The following is a 17,811-nucleotide window of genomic DNA, read 5'->3' as shown; positions in this document are numbered from 1 at the left end:
CGGGGGCTAGGCCTGGACCTGAGCGTCCGCGTCGGCCCCCAGCGCGCGCGACAGGCGCGCGCTGATATCGGCCTGGATGTGCTTGACCTCTTCGATGGAGGGGGTGGCGGCTGCGTCGATGCGCGCGATGTACGGCACATTGATGGCGGCCACCACTTTGTGGTTCAGACTGTGCACGGGGAAGGCGATATTGGTGACGCCCTGTATCTGCTTGCTGGGCATGATCGAATAGCCCGCGCGCCGCACATCGGCGAGCATCGACAGCAGATGGCCGGGGTCCATGTCGAGTTCGCCCTCGACCTTGCTGTGGTTGCGCAGCATGCGGGCCCGGCCGATCTCGTCCTGGTAGGCCAGCAGGATGTGACCCGAAGACGTATCGGTCAGCCCCATGAAAGAGCCGGTCTTCAACCCGAAAGACCAGCGGTCGGGTGCATCGACCTGGGCGATGACCACGCTGCATCCCTGCTCGTAGACGGCCAGGTGGCACGACTGGCGGGCGCGTTCCGCCAGTTCGTTGAGCAGCGGCAATGCCGTCTGGACCAGACGCTTGAGGGGCGGCTGACGATGCGCCAGACAGAACATCTTCAGCGTGAGCGTGTAGCGGTCGTTGGCGTCGGACTGGATGTAGCCCCGGCGGTGCAGCGCCACCACCATGCGGAAAATCTGGTTGACGTTGCGGTTCAGGGCGTCGGCCAGTTGTTTCAGCGTGCAGCCTTCGGCCGTCCGGCTCAGGACTTCCAGAATATCGAGCCCCTTGTCCAGGGCGGGGGCGCTGTAGCGCACGGTTTCGTCAGAGGAGGGCGAGGCTGGGGCGGCTGAAGGATCGGGCATGTTCGTGCGAGGCATCGTTTCCGGTGGGTGTTGAGGCTGCTGGATCATCGATCGCGCCATTTTTATTTCATCAAAGAAATTATAAATTCATATAAGAAATAAAAATGAACGAAATATGGATAAATTTACGGTTTATAGGGTAAATACCTATCCGTATCTCTGATTATGCCTTTGTTTTCCAAAGATTTGATGGATAAGATATCCATTCATTCAAATAAGAAATTCATTTTCATCTAAGGAATGGATTTCATCTCTTACTGAACCGGCTGGCCGATCCGTGGTTGTTCCCGGACCGATTTTCCGGCTCGCACGACAAGGAGCATGAACAATGGCAGGTCGACTTTCCGGAAAAACCGCGCTCGTCACTGCGGCGGGCAATGGCATCGGCAAGGCCACGGCGCAGCGCTTTCAGGACGAGGGCGCCAGAGTCATCGCCACCGACATCAACGCAGAGGCGCTCCGTTCGCTGACGGGCTGCGAGACCCGCGTGCTCGATGTCACGGACCCCGCCGCCATCGCGGCGCTGGTGGCCGGGATCGGCCCGGTGGACGTGCTCTTCAACTGTGTCGGCTACGTGGACAGCGGGTCCATTCTCGAGTGCAGCCGCGAGGCCTGGGATTTTTCGTTCGGACTGAACGTCACGTCCATGTATGAAATGTGCCGTGCCGTGCTGCCGGGCATGCTCGACAAGGGTGCGGGCGCCATCGTCAACGTGTCGTCGGTCGCCTCCAGCATCAAGGGGGTGCCCAACCGCTTCGTGTACGGCACGACCAAGGCTGCGGTCATCGGCCTGAGCAAGGCCATCGCGGCCGACTTCGTCAGCCGGGGCATCCGCTGCAACGCCATTTGCCCGGGGACGGTCGAATCGCCGTCGCTGCGTGACCGCCTGCAGGCCCAGGCCCAGGCCCAGACCACATCCGTCGACACGGTGCGCGACGCCTTCGTGGCGCGCCAGCCCATCGGCCGTCTGGGCACGCCCGAAGAAGTCGCGGCGCTGGCCGTCTATCTGGCGGGCGACGAATCCGGCTATACGACAGGCACCATCAACATCATCGACGGCGGCTGGGTCAACTGATCCCGCCCATTTCAGGAGAGTTCACATGAAATTGCTGCGTTACGGCCCGGTGGGCCAGGAAAAGCCGGCTCTGGTCGATGATCAGGGCCAGATCCGCGATCTTTCTTCCGTCATCGACGACATCACGGCCGAATCCCTGCGGCCCGCCGCGCTGGCCGCCCTGCGGGCGATCGATCCGCACACGCTGCCGCTGGTCGCGGCGCCGGGGCGGATCGGGGTGCCGTTCCGCAATCCGGGCAAGTTCCTGTGCGTGGGCCTGAACTACAGCGATCACGCGGCCGAAACCGGAGCCGAGATTCCCGCGGAACCGGTGCTGTTCAATAAATGGTCGCGTCCCTCGGGGGCGAACGACCCCATCGTCATGCCTCAGGACTCGGTCAAGACCGACTGGGAAGTCGAACTGGGTGTCGTCATCGGCAGCAAGGCCCGGTATGTGTCCAAGGAAGACGCGCTGGCCCACGTGGCCGGCTATTGCGTCATCAACGACGTGTCCGAGCGCGAATATCAGCTCGAACGCAGCGGCACCTGGGACAAGGGCAAGGGCTGCGACACCTTCGGCCCCGTCGGCCCCTGGCTGGTGACCACGGACGAAATCACCGATCCGCAGAATCTGGCCATGTGGCTGGAGGTCAACGGCAAGCGCTACCAGGACGGCAACAGCAAGACCATGGTCTTCGATGTGGCCACCCTGGTGCATTACATCAGCCGTTTCACGACTCTGTACCCGGGCGACATCATCTCCACGGGCACGCCTCCGGGGGTCGGGCTGGGGCAGAAGCCGCCGGTCTATCTGAAGCAGGGCGACACGGTCAGGCTCGGTATCGAGGGCCTGGGTGAACAGCACCAGCAGGTGCTGGCCTGGGATGCCAGCCTGCTCGACTGATCATCATGCACTACCAGTTTCAGTTCGACGCCATTTTCGAATCATGGCCTATGCTGCTGCAGGGAACGCTGAACACCATTCAGCTTTCCCTGGGCGCCATGGTCATCGGCCTGCTGATCGCCATTTTCTGCTCCTGGGGCAAGAATCATGGCGGCCGCCTGCTGTGTCTGGCCATCGACACCTATATCGAGGTCGTCCGCAATACGCCGTTCCTGGTCCAGTTGTTTTTCTTCTTCTTCGCCCTGCCGTCCCTGGGGGTGCAGATGACGGCGACGACGGCCGCCCTGGTGACCATGTTCGTGAATCTCGGCGCGTTCGCCACCGAGATCCTGCGCGCGGGCATCGAGGCCGTTCCGAAGGGCCAGGTCGAGGCCGGCATGGCGTTGAACCTGAAACGCTACCAGGTGTTCCTGCACGTCGTGCTGCGGCCCGCGCTGAAGACGATCTTCCCGGCGCTGTCCAGCCAGTTCATCCTGCTGATGCTGACTTCCAGCATCGTGTCGGCGGTTTCCGCCGACGACCTGGCTTCGGTGGCGGCGAACATCCAGTCCGAGACCTTCCGCAGTTTCGAGATCTACATCACGGTCACCATCATCTACTTCGCCCTGTCCCTGATGTTCATGGGCCTGTTCAAGGTGATCTGGCGCAATTTCCTCTATTACCCGGAGGGCCGCTGACATGCGCGAACTTTCCGCACTGGATTTCCAGTCGATCCTGATGTCGGCGCGCTGGACGCTGGCCCTGGCGGCGATTGCGCTGGTCGGCGGCAGCCTGGGCGGCCTGGCGGTTGCGCTGGCCCGGACGGCACGCAGCCGCTGGCTCGTCCATCTGGCGAGCGGGTTCATCATTCTGTTCCAGGGCACGCCCCTGCTGATGCAGTTGTTCCTGATCTTCTTCGGCTTTCCGATCCTGGGCCTGGACGTCGATCCCTGGCTGGCCGCCGGCGTGGCGTTGATTCTGAACACCAGCGCCTTCCTGGGCGATATCTGGCGCGGCTGCATCGAAGCCGTGCCCCGGGGGCAGACCGAGGCCGCCTGCGCCCTGAACCTGAGCGATTTCAACCGGCTGCGGTACGTGGTGCTGCCGCAGGCCTTCAAGATCGCCGTGCCGCCCACGGTGGGCTTCATGGTGCAGATCATCAAGGGCACGTCTCTGACGGCCATCATCGGCTTCACTGAACTGACCCGCACCGGTCAGATCATCAACAACGCTACGTTCGCCCCGGTCGCCGTGTTCGCGTTCGTGGCCTTTCTGTACTTCTGCTTGTGCTGGCCGTTGTCCCGGCTGTCACGGCGTCTGGAGTATCGGCTGTCGGTTTCATTGCGCTGATCGCCTGTTTTTACACAATAAGTCATTCACGGAGATATCCATGCAAGGTCTGGTTCTATCGAAAATCCTGAAGAAGCTGCTGGTCCCGGTGCTGGGCACCTTGCTGGCGGCGTCGGCGGGTTCGGCCGTCGCCGCCGACAACTATTGGCAGCAGGTCAAGGATCGCGGCACCCTCAAGGTCGGGGTGCTGGTCGACTGGCCGCCCTATGCGGCTGCGGATGCCAACAACCAGCCCAGCGGCTACGATGGCGGCGTGGCGAAACTGCTGGCGGACCACTACGGCCTCAAGCTGGAATACGTGATCATGACGGGGCCCAACCGCATCCCGTTCCTGCTGACCGACAAGGCGGACGTGCTGGTGGCTTCGCTGGCGATCACGCCCGAGCGCGAAAAGCAGATCCAGTTCTCCCGGCCTTATTCGGCGGCCAGCATGGTCCTGCTGGGACCCGAGGGCGTGGGGATTTCCTCCCCGGCGGATTTCCCCAAATACAAGATCGGCGTGCCCCGCGCCAGCACCACGGACATCGGCGTGACCAAGGTCGCGCCCGAGGGCACCAAGCTGCATCGCTTCGATGACGACGCCTCGGCCCTGCAGGCGATGCTGGTCGGTCAGGTCGACGCGGTCGGCACTTCGTCGGTGATCGCCGCCGACGTGCAGAAACGCTTTCCCGGCAAATACAAGGTCCTGTACGTGATCAACGAGCAGCGCATGGCGATCGCCATGCGCAAAGATCGGCCCGAACTGCTGCAGGCGATGAATGATTTCATTGCGGCCGACCTGGCCAGCGGCAAGCTGAACGCGCTGTTCGAGCAGTGGCTGCACGTTCCCCTGCCTGAATCGGTCACCCATCCCGCTCAATAATCGCTTGCTGCGGCGCGCGCCCGGTCGCGCGCCGCCCCAGGATCGCTTCTCATGAAAGACAATCAGCCCATCATCCAGTTCGCCGGCGTCGAGAAATGGTACGGCCAGTTCAAGGTGCTCCAGAACATCGATCTGGACGTCGCCGCCGGCGAGCGCATCGTCATCTGCGGGCCGTCAGGCTCCGGCAAGTCGACCTTGATCCGCTGCATCAATGGCCTGGAGACGATCCAGAAGGGCCACATCTCCGTGGCGGGCATCGATATCACTGAAAACCGCCACAATGCCGAGAAGATCCGGCGCCATGTCGGCATGGTGTTCCAGCAGTTCAACCTGTTCCCGCACCTGACCGTGCTGGAGAACTGCATTCTGTCCCCCATGAAATCCCAGGGCCTGAACAAGGCCGAGGCGAGCGAGATCGCCATGCAGTATCTGACACGCGTGCGTATTCCCGATCAGGCCGGTAAATATCCCAGCCAGTTATCCGGCGGCCAGCAGCAGCGCGTGGCCATCGCCCGTGCGCTTTGCATGAAGCCGGAGATCATGCTGTTCGACGAGCCGACCTCGGCGCTGGACCCCGAGATGGTCAAGGAAGTGCTGGACACCATGATCGCGCTGGCCTCGGACGGCATCACCATGCTGTGCGTCACCCACGAAATGGGTTTCGCCCGCAGCGTCGCCGATCGCGTCATTTTCATGGCGGACGGCCAGATCCTCGAACAGGCGCCGCCCGATCAGTTCTTCGGTGCGCCCCGGCACCCCAAGGCCCAGGCGTTCCTGGGGCAGATCCTGAGTCACTGAGCCGGACGGAAGCGGTAGCGCTCCAGCGATTCCCGCTTCATCTCGATCGAGTAGCCGGGCCGGGTCGGCGGCATGTAGGCGGCCTGCCGGATCGTGCACGGGTCGACGAAGTGCTCGTGCAGGTGATCGACGTACTCGATGACGCGGCCTTCCTTGGTGGCGGCAAAGCACAGGTAGTCGATCATCGACAGGTGCTGGACATATTCACACAGGCCCACGCCGCCGGCATGGGGGCAGACCTTCAGGCCGTACTTGGCCGCCATCAGCATGACGGCCAGCACTTCGTTGACGCCGCCGAGACGGCAGGCGTCGATCTGCACCACGTCCACCGCCGATTCCATGATGAGCTGTTTGAACAGCACGCGGTTCTGGCACATTTCCCCGGTGGCGACCTGCATGCGGCCCAGCATGGCCTGGCGGATGCGCCGGTGCCCCGCGACGTCGTCCGGGCTGGTGGGTTCCTCGATGAACCAGGGCTTGGCGAAAGCCAGTTGCTCCAGCCAGGGGATCGCCTGATCGACTTCCCAGACCTGGTTGGCGTCGATCATCAGATGGCGGTCCTCGCCCAGGACCTCGCGGGCGATCCGCACCCGGCGGATGTCGTCCTCGAGATCGCGGCCCACTTTGAGCTTGATGTGCGAGAAGCCCGCCTGCACGGCCTGCGTGGCCAGGCGGCGCAGCTTGTCGTCGGCGTAGCCCAGCCATCCGGCGGAGGTCGTGTAGCAAGGGTAGCCGTTGCGCTCCAGTTCCTGCAGGCGCCCGGCCTTGCCGGCGGCCTGTCGCGTCAGGAGCGCGAGCGCTTCGTCGGGTGTGATGCAGTCGGTGATGTAGCGGAAGTCGATCAGCCGGACGATCTGCTCCGGCGTCATGTCGGCCACCAGCCGCCAGACCGGCTTGCCCTCGGCCTTGGCCCAGAGATCCCAGACGGCGTTGACCAGCGCTGCGGTGGCCAGGTGGATGGCGCCCTTGTCGGGACCGATCCAGCGCAGTTGGCTGTCCGAGGTCATGTGGCGCCAGAAGCGCCCCATGTCTTCGGTGATCCAGTCCAGATCCAGGCCGATCAGCCTGGGTTTCAGGGCCTCGATCGCGGCGCAGCAGATTTCCGTGCCGCGTCCGATCGTGAAGGTCAGGCCATGGCCCTCCAGTCCGTCGACGTCCGTGTGCAGGATGGCGTAGGCGGCGGAGTAGTCCGGGTCCGGGTTCATGGCGTCCGAGCCGTCCAGATGCGCGGACGTCGGGAACCGGACGTCCAGGACTTCGATGGATTGGATGAGGGTCATGGTCTGGGCCTGTTCACACGATTCAAGGAGATTGCGTTGGGCTGAACGTCTATTTGCCTTCGGCCACGACTTCGGCCGGCAGGTCGGCGCCGTGGTATTGCTTGTAGATGGTGTTCAGCTCGCCGCTCTTCAGGGTCTTGCGGATCAGCTCGTTCATTTTGTCGAGGAGCTGCGGATTGTTCTTCGCCACGCCGATGCCCAGCATGGAGGTGGCCATGACGACCTTGGTGACCAGGGGCGGTTTGCCGCTTTCAGCCAGTTGCTTGTTCAGCGACGCGATGATGGCCGGGGCGCCGGAATAGATGTCGCCCCGGCCGCTGGTGACGGCGGTCATGGCGGTGGCATCGTTCTCGAAGCGCACGATGTTCGTGTCGGCGGGCGCCAGCTTGGTGACGTTGGCGTCGTTGGTCGTGCCGCGCGCGGTCATCACGGTCTTGCCGGCCAGGTCTTTCATCGACGAGATGGCGGCGCTTTCGGGCGCGGCGATGACCGACTGGATGGCGGCATAGGGGATGGTGAAATCGACGACTTCCTGGCGTTGCGGCGTGATCGTCAGGCTGGAAATCACCACGTCGGCCTTGTTCGTCAGCAGGAACGGGATGCGGTTGGCCTGGGTGGTGGGCACGATTTCGAGCTTGACGCCCAGGTCCTTGGCCAGCAGGCGCGCGGTTTCGACGTCCGAGCCGACTTCCTTCAGGCTGGCGTCCTTCATGCCGTAGGGCGGCGCGTTGAGGTCGATGGCCACACGCAGGGTTTTTTGCTGCTGGATCTGTTCCAGCGTGTTGGCGTGCGCGGGAACTGCGGCGGCCAGCAGGGCGGCGGCGCCCATGGCCAGGACGGCCATGCCGCGATTCAGGTGAAATGCAGTGCTCATGGTTGTGTCTCCTGTAGGAATGGTCGGCGCTTTCCGGTCTCTGTGACCGGTCAGAGCCCGTTGCTGACGAACTGCCGCAATTCGGCGGTTCGAGGTTGGCGCAGAATTTCCGCGCCGCCCTGTTCGTGAATCCTGCCCTCGTGCATGAAGATCACCCGATGGGCGAGTTTCATGGCGAACGCCATTTCGTGGGTGACCAGCACCATGGTCATGCCGCCCGCAGCCAGTTTCTCGATGACCCGGAGCACTTCGCCGGTCAACTGCGGGTCCAGCGCCGAGGTCACCTCGTCGAACAGCATGAGCTGGGGGTCCATGGCGAGGGACCGGGCGATGGCGACGCGCTGCTGCTGCCCCCCCGATAGCTGTTCGGGATAGCAGCCGATCTTCTCGCTCAGTCCGACCTGGGCGAGCACGTCGGCGGCGATCCGTCTGGCCTGTTCGGACGGCAGTTTGCGCACGGAGCGGGGCGCCAGCGTGATGTTCTGCTCGACGGTCAGGTGGGGGAACAGGTTGTAGCTCTGGAACACGATCCCCACGTCCTGGCGCAGTTTTTTCAGGTCGGTGCTGGAAATCCCCGTGCCGAAGGTATGGCCGCAGACCGTGATTTCCCCCTGGTCGATGATCTCCAGGTGGTCCATGCAGCGCAGGGCCGTGCTTTTTCCGGAGCCGCTCTGGCCGATGATGGCCACGATCTCGCCCTTTTGAATGCTGAGGTCGATGCCTTTGAGGACATGGTTGTCGCCGAACCGCTTGTGGACGTTGCTGAGGCGTACGACTTCCGTCATGGGGGCTCCTTCGGGATCCTTAATTGCGCGCGATGGTCAGCTTGCGCTCGAGGCGCAGGCTGAACCAGGACAGGGGGTAGCAGATGAAGAAGTACAGGACCGCCGCCGCGCCGAAATAGAGGAAGGGCTGGAAGGTCGAGTTGTTGAGGATCTTGGCGTTGTAGGACAGCTCGGCGAAACCGATGACCAGCGAGGCGAACGAGGTGTTCTTGACGATCTGGACCATGAAGCCCACGGTGGGCGGTGTGGCGATGCGCAGCGCTTGCGGGAGGATGACCTTGAACATGCGCTGGATGCGGTTCAGACCCAGGCATTCTGCGGCTTCCCACTGGTTGCGCGGCACGGATTCGATGCAGCCGCGCCAGATTTCCCCGAGAAAGGCGGCGGCGTGGACCGTCAGGGCCAGGACGGCGGCGAACAGCGGCGAGGTGTCGCTGGCGCCGAAGATGGAGGGACCGTAGAAACAGATGCCCATGATCACCAGCAGCGGCGTGCCCTGGATGATGTTGATGTAGCCGAAGGCGGCGCCCTTGACGGCCCGGCTGTCGGAGATGCGCATCAGGGCGATGGTCAGGCCCAGCAGGGCCGAGCAGACGAAGGTCAGGACCGACAGCAGGACGGTGCCCCATGCGCCGGCCAGCAGATACAGTGCTTGTTCATGATTCATGGCGGGGCCTCAGAGCAGGGTGCCGAGTTTGCGCTTGCGCACGAACATGAATTTGCCGACCAGCGCGAAGGCGCCACGCACCAGCGCCGACATGGCCAGGTACACCACCCACAGCACGAGGAAGACCTCGAAGTTGCGGAAGGTGAGCGCCTGGATGTTCCCCGAAATGCCGAACAGGTCTTCCGTACCCACGGCCGACAGCAGGCTGGTCACGAGCATCAGCAGCACGAACTGGCTGGTCAGGGCGGGGTAGACGCGCTCCAGTGCCGGCACGAGGATGATGTGCCAGTAGACCTGGAGGGGGGACAGGCCCAGGCATTCGCCGGCTTCGCGCTGGCTGCGCGGGACGGATTCGATGCCGGCGCGCACGATTTCACAGGTATAGGCCGTGATGTTGATGATCAGGGCCAGGATGGCGCCGGTCAGGATCGACAGGGTCAGGCCGACGCTGGACAGGCCGAAAATCAGGAAATAGCTCTGGATGATGAGCGGCGTGTTGCGGATGACTTCGACGTAGCCGCCCACGATCCGCCGCAGCAGCGGTCCGCCGGAGCTGCGGGCGATGGCGCAGCCCACGCCCATGACGAACCCCGCCAGGGTGGACCAGAATGACATTACGAGCGTGGTCTCGGCGCCCTGGAGAAACAGGGGCCAGTATTGCAGCACCGCGCCGAAATCGAATTGATAGGTCATGCTCGGGCCTCGCTGACCGGCAGGCGGTCGTGGAAGGGTTTCATGGCTGTGAATAGTCTAAAAGGACTGACCGGTAAAACCAGTTATGGATTTCCCTGATTTTTGTATGACCGGTCAGACCAGATAAAATAAGCCATCGGCGGACTTTGCCGGGCAACGGGAGGCTCCATGGAAAAGGCGGCGGATGGTTTGATTCATGTCGTGGATCGCACGCGCGGCTACATGCAGGTGGCGGATGCCTTGCGTCGCGAGATCCGCCGGATGGGCATCACGGGGGGCGCGCGGCTGCCTTCGGAGCGCGAACTCGCGCAGCAGCTCAAGATTTCCCGGCCCAGCCTGCGCGAGGCTCTGATCGTGCTGGAACTGCGGGGCGAGATCGAGATCCGGGTCGGATCGGGCATTTACCTGAAACAGGCCGGCGCCGCAGAGGATGACGCCGACGCGCCGGCGGCGGATGTCGATCACGATGTCTCGCCGATGGGCCATAGTCCGCAGGACGTGAACCAGCTCCGGTATTTCCTGGAGGGCGGGGTGGCCGCCCACGCGGCGCGTTTCATCACCCGCGAGCAGCTCAAGACGCTCGGCGCCAGTGTCGAGGCCATGCGCCGCGCGGTCGGCACGCGCGATCGCACCGGGGACGAGCCGCTGGCAAATGCCGACCGCCTGTTCCATGTCACCTTGTCTTCGACCACCCGCAATCGCCTGCTGATCCAGACGCTCGAAGAGCTCTTCGACCAGCGCTACACCCCGATCGGCGGCTCCATGCATCGGCTGTTCGACAACGAATCGGTCTGGCTGGATGCCGTCGGCGAACACCAGGAAATCTACGAGGCCGTGGCGGCCGGCGACCCGCTCCAGGCCCAGGCCGCCATGTACCGGCATCTGGTGCGGGCACATGCCCGCCTGATGGCCATGATCGGCTGACCCTGTCGTCCTGGCCGGGCCTGTGATGCCCGGCCTCTTGTTTCCGCGAGGCCCTTATGCAGAAAAATGTCATCCGTCTGAACGAGGCGGACAACGTCCTGATCGCCACCGAGCAGCTCATGCCCGGCGACCGGGCCCAGGATGTCGAGGTCCGGGGGCTGGTGCCCGCCGGGCACAAACTGGCCGCGCGGGCCATCCCCGCCGGCAGCCCCGTCTACCGGTACGGTCAGGTCATCGGCATGGCCAGTTGTGATATCGAAGCCGGGCAGCACGTGCACGTCCATAACCTGCACATGGCCGATCTGCATCGCGAATATGAATTCTGCCGGCGGAAAAAGGACTGGCCGGTCGATCCGCAGCGGGATGTGTTCATGGGCTTGCGCCGCCCCGACGGCCGGGTGGCCACGCGCAATTACATCGGCATCCTGACCACGGTGAACTGTTCCGCCACCGTGGCGCGGGCCGTGGCCGATCATTTCCGCCGGGACATCAATCCGGCGGCCCTGGAGGACTACCCCCAGGTGGACGGCGTCGTCGCGCTGACGCATACCACGGGATGCGGCATGGCTTCGCAGGGCGAGGCCATCGACACCCTGCGCCGGACCCTGGCCGGCTATGCGCGGCATGCCAATTTCCATTCCATCCTGCTGATCGGGCTGGGCTGTGAGACCAACCAGATTTCCGGCGTGATGACGGCGGGTGCATTGCATGAAGGCCCGCAATTGCATACCTATTCCATCCAGGATGCCGGCGGCACCGGCAAGGCCGTGGCGCAGGGCATCGCCAAGGTGCGCGAGATGCTGCCGGCCGCCAACGCGGTCCAGCGGGAGCCCGTGTCCGCCGCGCATCTGGTGATCGGCCTGCAGTGCGGCGGTTCGGACGGCTATTCGGGCATCACGGCCAATCCGGCCCTGGGGGCTGCGGTGGACCGGCTGGTGGGGGCCGGAGGCACGGCCATCCTGTCCGAAACCCCGGAAATTTACGGCGCCGAGCACCTGTTGACCCAGCGGGCCGTCAGTCCCGAGGTCGGCGCAAAGCTGGTCGCGCGCATCGAGTGGTGGCAAGACTATTGCGCGCGCAACCATGCCGAGATGAACAACAATCCGTCGGCGGGCAACAAGGCGGGCGGGCTGACGACCATCCTGGAAAAATCCCTGGGTGCGGTGGCCAAGGCGGGGACGACGAACCTGAACGACGTGCTGTGCTACGCCGAGCCGGTCCGCACCCAGGGGCTCGTCTTCATGGATTCGCCGGGCTTCGATCCGGTATCGGCTACCGGGCAGGTGGCTTCGGGTGCCAACCTGATCTGTTTCACGACCGGCCGGGGGTCGGCCTACGGCTGCATGCCGGCGCCTTCGCTCAAGCTCAGCACCAACAATGCCTGTTGGGAGCGGCAGAGCGAGGACATCGACCTGAATTGCGGGACGATCGTCACCGGACAGGACACGATCGACGGGCTGGGCGAGAAGATCTACCGCCTGATCCTGGAAGCCGCCTCCGGCACGCGCACCAAGAGCGAACTCTACGGGTACGGCCAGAACGAGTTCGCGCCCTGGCAGATCGGGGCCACGGTCTGATGCTCCGGGGGCGGGCGGCCCCCGGGCCTTCATGCGCCGGTCCTGTTCGACGGCGTTGCGCCCGATATCGTTTTGATGAAGCCGTCCGGGCCGTGCTGGCCGAACTGGCCTGGCTGGAAGAACCCTTCTATCAATCATGACCGCAAGGCTTTCCATGAACGACTTCTCCTCGACCCGCCGGCCCGCCGGCGCCCTCGATACCGTGATTTTCGACTGGGCCGGCACCATCGTCGATTTCGGCTCCTTCGCGCCGACCCAGGTCCTGGTCGATGCCTTTGCCGAGGCGGGCGTGGCGATCACCCTGGACGAGGCGCGTGGCCCCATGGGACTGGCCAAATGGGATCACATCCAGGCGCTGGGCCGGATACCGGCGATCGCCGCCCGCTGGCGCGAGCGTCATGGGCGCGACATGAGCCGCGAGGACGTGGATACGGTGTACCAGACCTTCATGCCGTTGCAGGTGGCGCGCGTCGGCCGCTATTCAGCCCTGATCCCGGGCGCCCTGCGAGCGGTGGAAACCCTGCGCGGACGCGGGATCCGCATTGGCTCGTGCTCCGGCTATCCTCGCGTGGTGATGGATGCGCTGGTGCCGATGGCGGCGGCGGCCGGCTATGCGCCGGATTGCGTGATCGCCTCGGACGACCTGAAGGCCGGCGGCCGGCCCGGCCCCTGGATGGCCTTGGCCAATATGATCGAACTGGGCAGCCGCGACGTGGCGGCCTGCGTCAAGGTGGACGACACGGTGCCGGGCATTGCCGAGGGCCTGTCCGCCGGCATGTGGACGGTGGGCCTGTCAGCCTCCGGCAACGAGGTCGGCCTGAGCTGGGAGGAATGGTCCATGCTGACGCCGGACGAGCGGGACGCCCGCTGCGGCCCGGCCGAGGACAAACTGCGCGCGGCCGGCGCACACGAGGTGATCCGCACCGTGGCCGACCTGCCGGCCGCCCTCGAGCGCATCGAAGTGCGGCGGGGATGCGGCGAGCGGCCTTGAAAAACACAAACCCCGTCCTTGAGGACGGGGCCGGGTGGTGCACGGTGGGCCGGTAGTCGCGGCCCGCCGTCCGTTCAGGCGTAAGACACCAGACCCTTGATCTTTTCCTGGTCGTAGCCCGACCAGGTTTCGCGTGCGGTCTCGACCACGGGCGCGCTGCGGTGGCCCAGGCCGATCAGGCGTTCGAGTTGGTCCTGGCGCTGGGTCAGGTCCACGATTTCGTACTCGATGCCCAGAATGTCCATGTCGCGCTTGGTGAGGTCGCATTGCGGGCAGTTGGGCTTCGAATAGACGGTGATGGACATAGCGGATCCTTTTTTGTCGATAGAGGTTTTATCAGGGGATGCGGGTTCAGAAATCTACGTCGAACACTTCGTTCTCGTCGTCGCGCTTCATCACGCCGACCTTGTACTGGGCCGTGTCTTCTTCCTGGTTGGAGGCCTGGACCTTGCCCATGTTCAGCCAGCTTTCCATGTATTTCAGGGGATTCTCGGTGACGATCGGGAAGTTGACGTCGTCCTGGACGCTGAAGAACCGGGCCACGTCGGTGGCGCTGTAATGGACCCAGTCCTTCATCATCTGGCAGGTGACGCCGGTCAGCTCGCGGCCTTCGGAGAAGGCGTAGTCGGTCCATTCGACCTCGCTGGCGGTGACTTCGTCGAGGATCTGGACGATCTTGCCACGGCACTGTTCAAAGGCAGTCCGGCCGCGCTCGGTCTTGAACATTGCGCGCAGGACTTCCTTGCCGTACTGGACGTGGACTTCGAATTCGTCCTGGGCGATCTTCTGGACCGCCTTGCCGATGGGCTGGAACAGGCCCGTGCCATCGCAGATGCCGAAGGTGACGGCGAACGAGGCCAGGAACTGGATGCGTTCCATGCACAGGAGCGCGACGATGAACAGGTAGATGGCGTTATAGGTTTCCTGATCGTTCTCGCGCTGGCCGCGGGCGTAGTCATAGCTGACTTCGAAGGCCTGGTTGAAGACTGCGCTGACCACGTGCAGGCGGCTCATGGCCTCCTTGACCGACAGGATCTCGTTGAGGATGTCGTCCGGGTTGTCGAAGCTGTTGCGGACGATTTCGGAATAGGTGGCGGCGTGGACGATCTCGTTCTTGGTGATTTCCACCCAGCCGGACCAGGCTTCGCTGCTGGTGCAGACCGGGGCCAGCACGGCGGCGATGGAGCGCGAGGCGACGCTGTCGGCCTCCCATTGCCAGGCCAGGGTCTTGACCATCATGTCGTAGGTGTGACGGTCGCAGGTCTTGAACTGCACGTTGCAGGTCGAGTAGTCGAACTCGTTCTCGTCCCAGTCCTGGTTCTTCAGCGTCTTGTAGAGCTTCCAGATTTCGGGATAGAACTTGTTGATCGTGTCGAACAGGCCCAGGTCCTGGCCCAGAATGATTTCCGGGAAGGCGTAGTCGGACTTTTCGGTGTTGAAGATCTTGGTGGGCAGAGTTTGGGTCATTTTCGGTTCGTGCCGTAGGCGGTCGAAGACCCCGGAACAGGGGTCCGGGGCCGGGGATGCATGTCAACGAGGTGTAGCGGTCAACAGCCCGGGTCAGCGGGCTTGAAACGGACCGGTAGCGGGCCTGGTGGGGCCTGCAGCCTTACATGGTGCAGCTTTCGCAGACGATCTTGTCCTCGATGTGGTCGTGGATACTGCCGGCGTTGTCCAGCGTCTTGTCCGACGCCACGTTCGAGTTGTAGTAGTAACGGGTCTTCATGCCGTACTTCACCATGGCGAAGTAGTGGGTCAGCAGTTCCCGGCTGGAGACCTTGTCGTCGTCCTTGATGCGGCGCCACAGGTCGGCCGAGATCCCCTGGTCGGTGAACTTCTGGAACACCGCGTAGGCCTTGATCATGTCGACTTCGGAAATATCCCAGGCCGACTGGTAGAAGTAGGACGGGTTGTCGCTGTCGGGCGCGGCCCAGCGGATCGTGACCGACCCGTCGGTCTTGTTCAGCGTGATGTCACGCACGGGATAGAGCGAATTGGGCTTGCCCAGCGCCTTGGAGGACGATTCGCCCGGCATGTACGCGACCAGGCAGGAATGGCCGATGCCGCCGTTCTGCATGATTTCGGTGCGCAGGGCTTCCCAGTCGTAGCGGTTCTGGAAGTCGCCCAGTTCGTCGACGTTGCGGTTGTAGGTGTCGATCGGCAGCCAGCCGTCGGGCCAGCGGGTCTTGTGCATCCAGGGCGCGACGCCGCGTTCCTTGCTGATGCGCAGCGAGGCCCGGATGGCGTGGTACATGTGACGTTCGGCGATGCGGTGCAGTTCTTCGCGGCCCTCGGCGGTGTCGTAGCGCAGACCCTTGCGGGCCATGTGGGTGGCCACGCCCATCAGGCCCACGCCGGCGTTCATGCGCGCCTTGGCGGTCACGGCCACGTGGGGCAGCACGTAGTGCGAGTTGAGGATGCAGTAATCGATCATCTTCAACGTCAGGTACATCGCTTCCTGGTAGGTCTCGTCATCGGCCTCGCCGATGGCGTCATAGGCGATGGCCCCCAGAGAGCACAGGGCAATTTCGGGCTCTTCGTGGATCTCGACCACGCGGGTGACCCGGCCGCCCTTGCCCGGTTCGTCGGACAGGATGTCGTCGCCCGCCTTCAGCTCGCCCGCGAAGATGACGCGCGGCAGGGTGGAGTCGGCGACCGCGACGGTCAGCGCGGCGTTGAAATTGAAGGACTGCGTCGTGCCGTCGGCCAGTTCGACCGTGATCAGGCCCACTTCCTGGTTGGAATACAGGTCCTGCATGTCCTGGTAGGGACGGTTGGGCTCGCTGATTTCCAGGCACAGATTGCTGGAGTGGATGGGTTCCTTGAAGGGCGTGTGGCGGTTCATCTCGTCGATGTTGGCCAGGTAGGCCACGCCGGTTTCCAGCGCCTCGTTCAGCGAGGTCAGGATCAGGTCGCGCGGCTTGAAGGTTTCCTTCTTGAAGGACGGGTCGCGCTCCAGGCGTTCGTATTCGCGCTTGAAGGCGGCCGAGTCGGGGCCGAAGAACAGCCGGGTGAGCTCAGGCGCGGTGCGTACGTTGAACGAGAAGGCTTCCTCGTTGCGGGCGGCCTTTTCGGCGAACAGTTTATTGGTGACCAGCGCGTAGTGCAGGTCGCGGTTCTTGCGGTCCTCGGTGCTGCGCGGGTTGCGCAGGTAGGCGATGACCTCGGCTTCGGGGTCGAAGCCGGAATAGTAGGTGGTGCAGGCGCCGCCGCGTCCGGCCTGCATGTTGGCGTGGACCGCCTTGCCCAGGGAGGCCAGGTAGGGCAGCTTGCCCTGGTGCTGGATCAGGCCGCCACGCACCGGATCGCCCTTGCTGCGGGTGATCAGGTGGCTGCCGATGCCGGCCGATGCCGCCGTCATGCGGTAGGCGATGTGGTCGCCGATGGCCAGGGACGCTTCGTTGTCGTCCACCACGTACAGGCAGCACGAAGCAAAGCCGCGCAGTTTGGTGCCCAGGTTGACGTAGTTGGGCGTGGGCGCCGAGATCCGCTTGGCGGAGAATTCGGTGTAGAAGCGCCGCACCAGGTCGATCCGGCGCTCGGCAGGCTCGTTTTCCGACAAGGCCATGGCCATGCGCATGTAGACGAACTGCTGGGTTTCGTATTCCTGGCGGGTGACGCGGTTCTGCAGGCTGTATTTCTTGCGGATGTAGTGCAGCGAGAAGTGCGGCGTGTCGTAGTCCTGCTCGTGGTTGATGAAGGACTCGATCTCGGCGTACTCGGCGTCGGAGTAGTGCATGCGCACCATCACCCCGTCGGCGATCATGCGCTCGTGCAGCGCCTTGACGGTGGGGATGCCCGGGCCGTGGATGATCTTGTGCAGGTGGGACGCGTACAGCCGGCCGGCCATCAGGTAGTAGGACCAGGTGTCCTTGTCCAGGCAGTTCTGGATCAGTTTTTCCTGCAGATCGGCGGTCGACACCGTTTCGGGCATGGTGCTGACGGCTTGCAGGACGATGCTGCTCCAGTCGACCTTCTGGCCCAGATTGGCGGCGGCCCAGCGTCCCCAGCCGTTGAGCTTGCTGGGGATATAGGGTTCGATGCGCCCGTCGCGCTTGACGATGTTTTTGATCACAGCAGGCTGTCCTTGGGGAGAATGCTTTGAAATTATTTTGTTTTCTACATGTAGTGCAGTTCAAAATCATAAACACAATATATGGTGTGATCAAGCCCGGTTTCAATTTTCCCCGTTGAAACATTTTGAGGGTTTCAGAGGCCTCCGGGTCGTGATACCCTGGACCA

The 17,811-nt window shown here is 63.6% G+C and carries 18 protein-coding genes; 9 read left to right on the top strand and 9 right to left on the bottom strand.

Going from position 1 to position 17,811, the window contains the following annotated elements; genetic code table 11:
* Positions 1-6: 6 nt before the first annotated feature.
* Positions 7-846 (bottom strand): IclR family transcriptional regulator, encoded by an 840-nt coding sequence (locus tag WA983_RS09410; RefSeq protein WP_424249744.1) that lies wholly within the window; start codon positions 844-846, stop codon positions 7-9.
* Between the two features lie 313 nt (positions 847-1,159).
* Between WA983_RS09410 and WA983_RS09405 the strand changes: the two genes are divergently transcribed.
* Genes WA983_RS09405 through WA983_RS09380 form a run of 6 tightly spaced genes read left to right on the top strand, consistent with a single transcriptional unit; the run spans position 1,160 to position 5,778 of the window.
* Positions 1,160-1,906, top strand: coding sequence for an SDR family oxidoreductase (locus WA983_RS09405; RefSeq protein WP_424249746.1), 747 nt, complete (start codon positions 1,160-1,162; stop codon positions 1,904-1,906).
* A gap of 25 nt (positions 1,907-1,931) precedes the next feature.
* A complete protein-coding gene (locus tag WA983_RS09400; protein WP_424249748.1) occupies positions 1,932-2,789 on the top strand; it encodes a fumarylacetoacetate hydrolase family protein in 858 nt (285 codons plus the stop codon).
* 5 nt (positions 2,790-2,794) lie between these two features.
* Positions 2,795-3,466, top strand: coding sequence for an amino acid ABC transporter permease (locus WA983_RS09395; protein ID WP_424249750.1), 672 nt, complete (start codon positions 2,795-2,797; stop codon positions 3,464-3,466).
* A gap of 1 nt (position 3,467) precedes the next feature.
* Positions 3,468-4,118, top strand: a complete 651-nt coding sequence (locus WA983_RS09390; protein WP_424311946.1) for an amino acid ABC transporter permease — start codon at positions 3,468-3,470, stop codon at positions 4,116-4,118.
* Between the two features lie 40 nt (positions 4,119-4,158).
* A complete protein-coding gene (locus WA983_RS09385; RefSeq protein WP_424249754.1) occupies positions 4,159-4,980 on the top strand; it encodes a transporter substrate-binding domain-containing protein in 822 nt (273 codons plus the stop codon).
* Positions 4,981-5,031: 51 nt separating this feature from the next.
* The gene (locus WA983_RS09380) at positions 5,032-5,778 is read left to right on the top strand and encodes an amino acid ABC transporter ATP-binding protein (RefSeq protein WP_424249755.1); all 747 of its coding nucleotides are present in this window, start codon (positions 5,032-5,034) and stop codon (positions 5,776-5,778) included.
* Here the strand turns inward: WA983_RS09380 and WA983_RS09375 are convergent.
* Genes WA983_RS09375 through WA983_RS09355 form a run of 5 tightly spaced genes read right to left on the bottom strand, consistent with a single transcriptional unit; the run spans position 5,772 to position 10,077 of the window.
* The gene (locus WA983_RS09375) at positions 5,772-7,058 is read right to left on the bottom strand and encodes an L-fuconate dehydratase (RefSeq protein ID WP_424311945.1); all 1,287 of its coding nucleotides are present in this window, start codon (positions 7,056-7,058) and stop codon (positions 5,772-5,774) included. The genes WA983_RS09380 and WA983_RS09375 overlap by 7 nt on opposite strands.
* 49 nt (positions 7,059-7,107) lie before the next feature.
* Positions 7,108-7,932, bottom strand: a complete 825-nt coding sequence (locus WA983_RS09370; RefSeq protein WP_424249759.1) for a transporter substrate-binding domain-containing protein — start codon at positions 7,930-7,932, stop codon at positions 7,108-7,110.
* Between the two features lie 50 nt (positions 7,933-7,982).
* The gene (locus WA983_RS09365) at positions 7,983-8,717 is read right to left on the bottom strand and encodes an amino acid ABC transporter ATP-binding protein (protein ID WP_424249761.1); all 735 of its coding nucleotides are present in this window, start codon (positions 8,715-8,717) and stop codon (positions 7,983-7,985) included.
* A 19-nt stretch (positions 8,718-8,736) separates the two neighbouring features.
* Entirely contained in the window at positions 8,737-9,384 is a 648-nt protein-coding gene (locus tag WA983_RS09360; RefSeq protein WP_424249762.1) for an amino acid ABC transporter permease, read from the bottom strand.
* Between the two features lie 9 nt (positions 9,385-9,393).
* Positions 9,394-10,077, bottom strand: a complete 684-nt coding sequence (locus WA983_RS09355; RefSeq protein ID WP_424249764.1) for an amino acid ABC transporter permease — start codon at positions 10,075-10,077, stop codon at positions 9,394-9,396.
* 168 nt (positions 10,078-10,245) lie between these two features.
* Between WA983_RS09355 and WA983_RS09350 the strand changes: the two genes are divergently transcribed.
* The 3 genes from WA983_RS09350 (at position 10,246) to phnX (ending at position 13,569) form a co-directional block, all read left to right on the top strand.
* On the top strand, positions 10,246-11,001 hold the full coding sequence (locus WA983_RS09350; protein WP_424249766.1) for a FadR/GntR family transcriptional regulator: 756 nt from the start codon (positions 10,246-10,248) through the stop codon (positions 10,999-11,001).
* 56 nt (positions 11,002-11,057) lie between these two features.
* Entirely contained in the window at positions 11,058-12,578 is a 1,521-nt protein-coding gene (locus WA983_RS09345; protein WP_424249768.1) for a UxaA family hydrolase, read from the top strand.
* A gap of 154 nt (positions 12,579-12,732) precedes the next feature.
* Positions 12,733-13,569: a phosphonoacetaldehyde hydrolase gene (gene phnX / locus WA983_RS09340; RefSeq protein WP_424249769.1), complete on the top strand. Its 837-nt coding sequence runs from the start codon at positions 12,733-12,735 to the stop codon at positions 13,567-13,569.
* Positions 13,570-13,643: 74 nt separating this feature from the next.
* Here phnX and WA983_RS09335 read toward each other — a convergent pair whose 3' ends face one another.
* From WA983_RS09335 to WA983_RS09325, 3 genes are all read right to left on the bottom strand, one after another.
* Positions 13,644-13,874 (bottom strand): glutaredoxin family protein, encoded by a 231-nt coding sequence (locus WA983_RS09335; RefSeq protein ID WP_424247332.1) that lies wholly within the window; start codon positions 13,872-13,874, stop codon positions 13,644-13,646.
* 46 nt (positions 13,875-13,920) lie between these two features.
* Complete coding sequence (locus WA983_RS09330; protein WP_424247334.1) at positions 13,921-15,036, bottom strand: ribonucleotide-diphosphate reductase subunit beta; 1,116 nt, start codon at positions 15,034-15,036, stop codon at positions 13,921-13,923.
* A 142-nt stretch (positions 15,037-15,178) separates the two neighbouring features.
* A complete protein-coding gene (locus WA983_RS09325) occupies positions 15,179-17,644 on the bottom strand; it encodes a ribonucleoside-diphosphate reductase subunit alpha (RefSeq protein ID WP_424247336.1) in 2,466 nt (821 codons plus the stop codon).
* Positions 17,645-17,811 lie beyond the last annotated feature (167 nt).

It is taken from the genome of Castellaniella sp., assembly GCF_049650445.1.
In the GTDB taxonomy this organism is placed as follows: Bacteria; Pseudomonadota; Gammaproteobacteria; order Burkholderiales; family Burkholderiaceae_B; genus Castellaniella.
The sequence above is the reverse complement of the archived record's forward strand: the minus strand, read 5'-3'. Positions and strand labels throughout refer to the sequence as shown.

What these genes read in the sequence shown, in the direction of transcription:
- phnX (WP_424249769.1), top strand. Translation starts at nt 12,733, where the DNA reads ATGAACGACTTCTCCTCGACCCGCCGGCCCGCCGGCGCCCTCGATACC.
- WA983_RS09370 (WP_424249759.1), bottom strand. Translation starts at nt 7,932, where the DNA reads ATGAGCACTGCATTTCACCTGAATCGCGGCATGGCCGTCCTGGCCATG.
- WA983_RS09355 (WP_424249764.1), bottom strand. Translation starts at nt 10,077, where the DNA reads ATGACCTATCAATTCGATTTCGGCGCGGTGCTGCAATACTGGCCCCTG.
- WA983_RS09365 (WP_424249761.1), bottom strand. Translation starts at nt 8,717, where the DNA reads ATGACGGAAGTCGTACGCCTCAGCAACGTCCACAAGCGGTTCGGCGAC.
- WA983_RS09410 (WP_424249744.1), bottom strand. Translation starts at nt 846, where the DNA reads ATGCCTCGCACGAACATGCCCGATCCTTCAGCCGCCCCAGCCTCGCCC.
- WA983_RS09405 (WP_424249746.1), top strand. Translation starts at nt 1,160, where the DNA reads ATGGCAGGTCGACTTTCCGGAAAAACCGCGCTCGTCACTGCGGCGGGC.
- WA983_RS09360 (WP_424249762.1), bottom strand. Translation starts at nt 9,384, where the DNA reads ATGAATCATGAACAAGCACTGTATCTGCTGGCCGGCGCATGGGGCACC.
- WA983_RS09345 (WP_424249768.1), top strand. Translation starts at nt 11,058, where the DNA reads ATGCAGAAAAATGTCATCCGTCTGAACGAGGCGGACAACGTCCTGATC.
- WA983_RS09385 (WP_424249754.1), top strand. Translation starts at nt 4,159, where the DNA reads ATGCAAGGTCTGGTTCTATCGAAAATCCTGAAGAAGCTGCTGGTCCCG.
- WA983_RS09380 (WP_424249755.1), top strand. Translation starts at nt 5,032, where the DNA reads ATGAAAGACAATCAGCCCATCATCCAGTTCGCCGGCGTCGAGAAATGG.
- WA983_RS09400 (WP_424249748.1), top strand. Translation starts at nt 1,932, where the DNA reads ATGAAATTGCTGCGTTACGGCCCGGTGGGCCAGGAAAAGCCGGCTCTG.
- WA983_RS09375 (WP_424311945.1), bottom strand. Translation starts at nt 7,058, where the DNA reads ATGACCCTCATCCAATCCATCGAAGTCCTGGACGTCCGGTTCCCGACG.
- WA983_RS09350 (WP_424249766.1), top strand. Translation starts at nt 10,246, where the DNA reads ATGGAAAAGGCGGCGGATGGTTTGATTCATGTCGTGGATCGCACGCGC.
- WA983_RS09330 (WP_424247334.1), bottom strand. Translation starts at nt 15,036, where the DNA reads ATGACCCAAACTCTGCCCACCAAGATCTTCAACACCGAAAAGTCCGAC.
- WA983_RS09390 (WP_424311946.1), top strand. Translation starts at nt 3,468, where the DNA reads ATGCGCGAACTTTCCGCACTGGATTTCCAGTCGATCCTGATGTCGGCG.
- WA983_RS09335 (WP_424247332.1), bottom strand. Translation starts at nt 13,874, where the DNA reads ATGTCCATCACCGTCTATTCGAAGCCCAACTGCCCGCAATGCGACCTC.
- WA983_RS09395 (WP_424249750.1), top strand. Translation starts at nt 2,795, where the DNA reads ATGCACTACCAGTTTCAGTTCGACGCCATTTTCGAATCATGGCCTATG.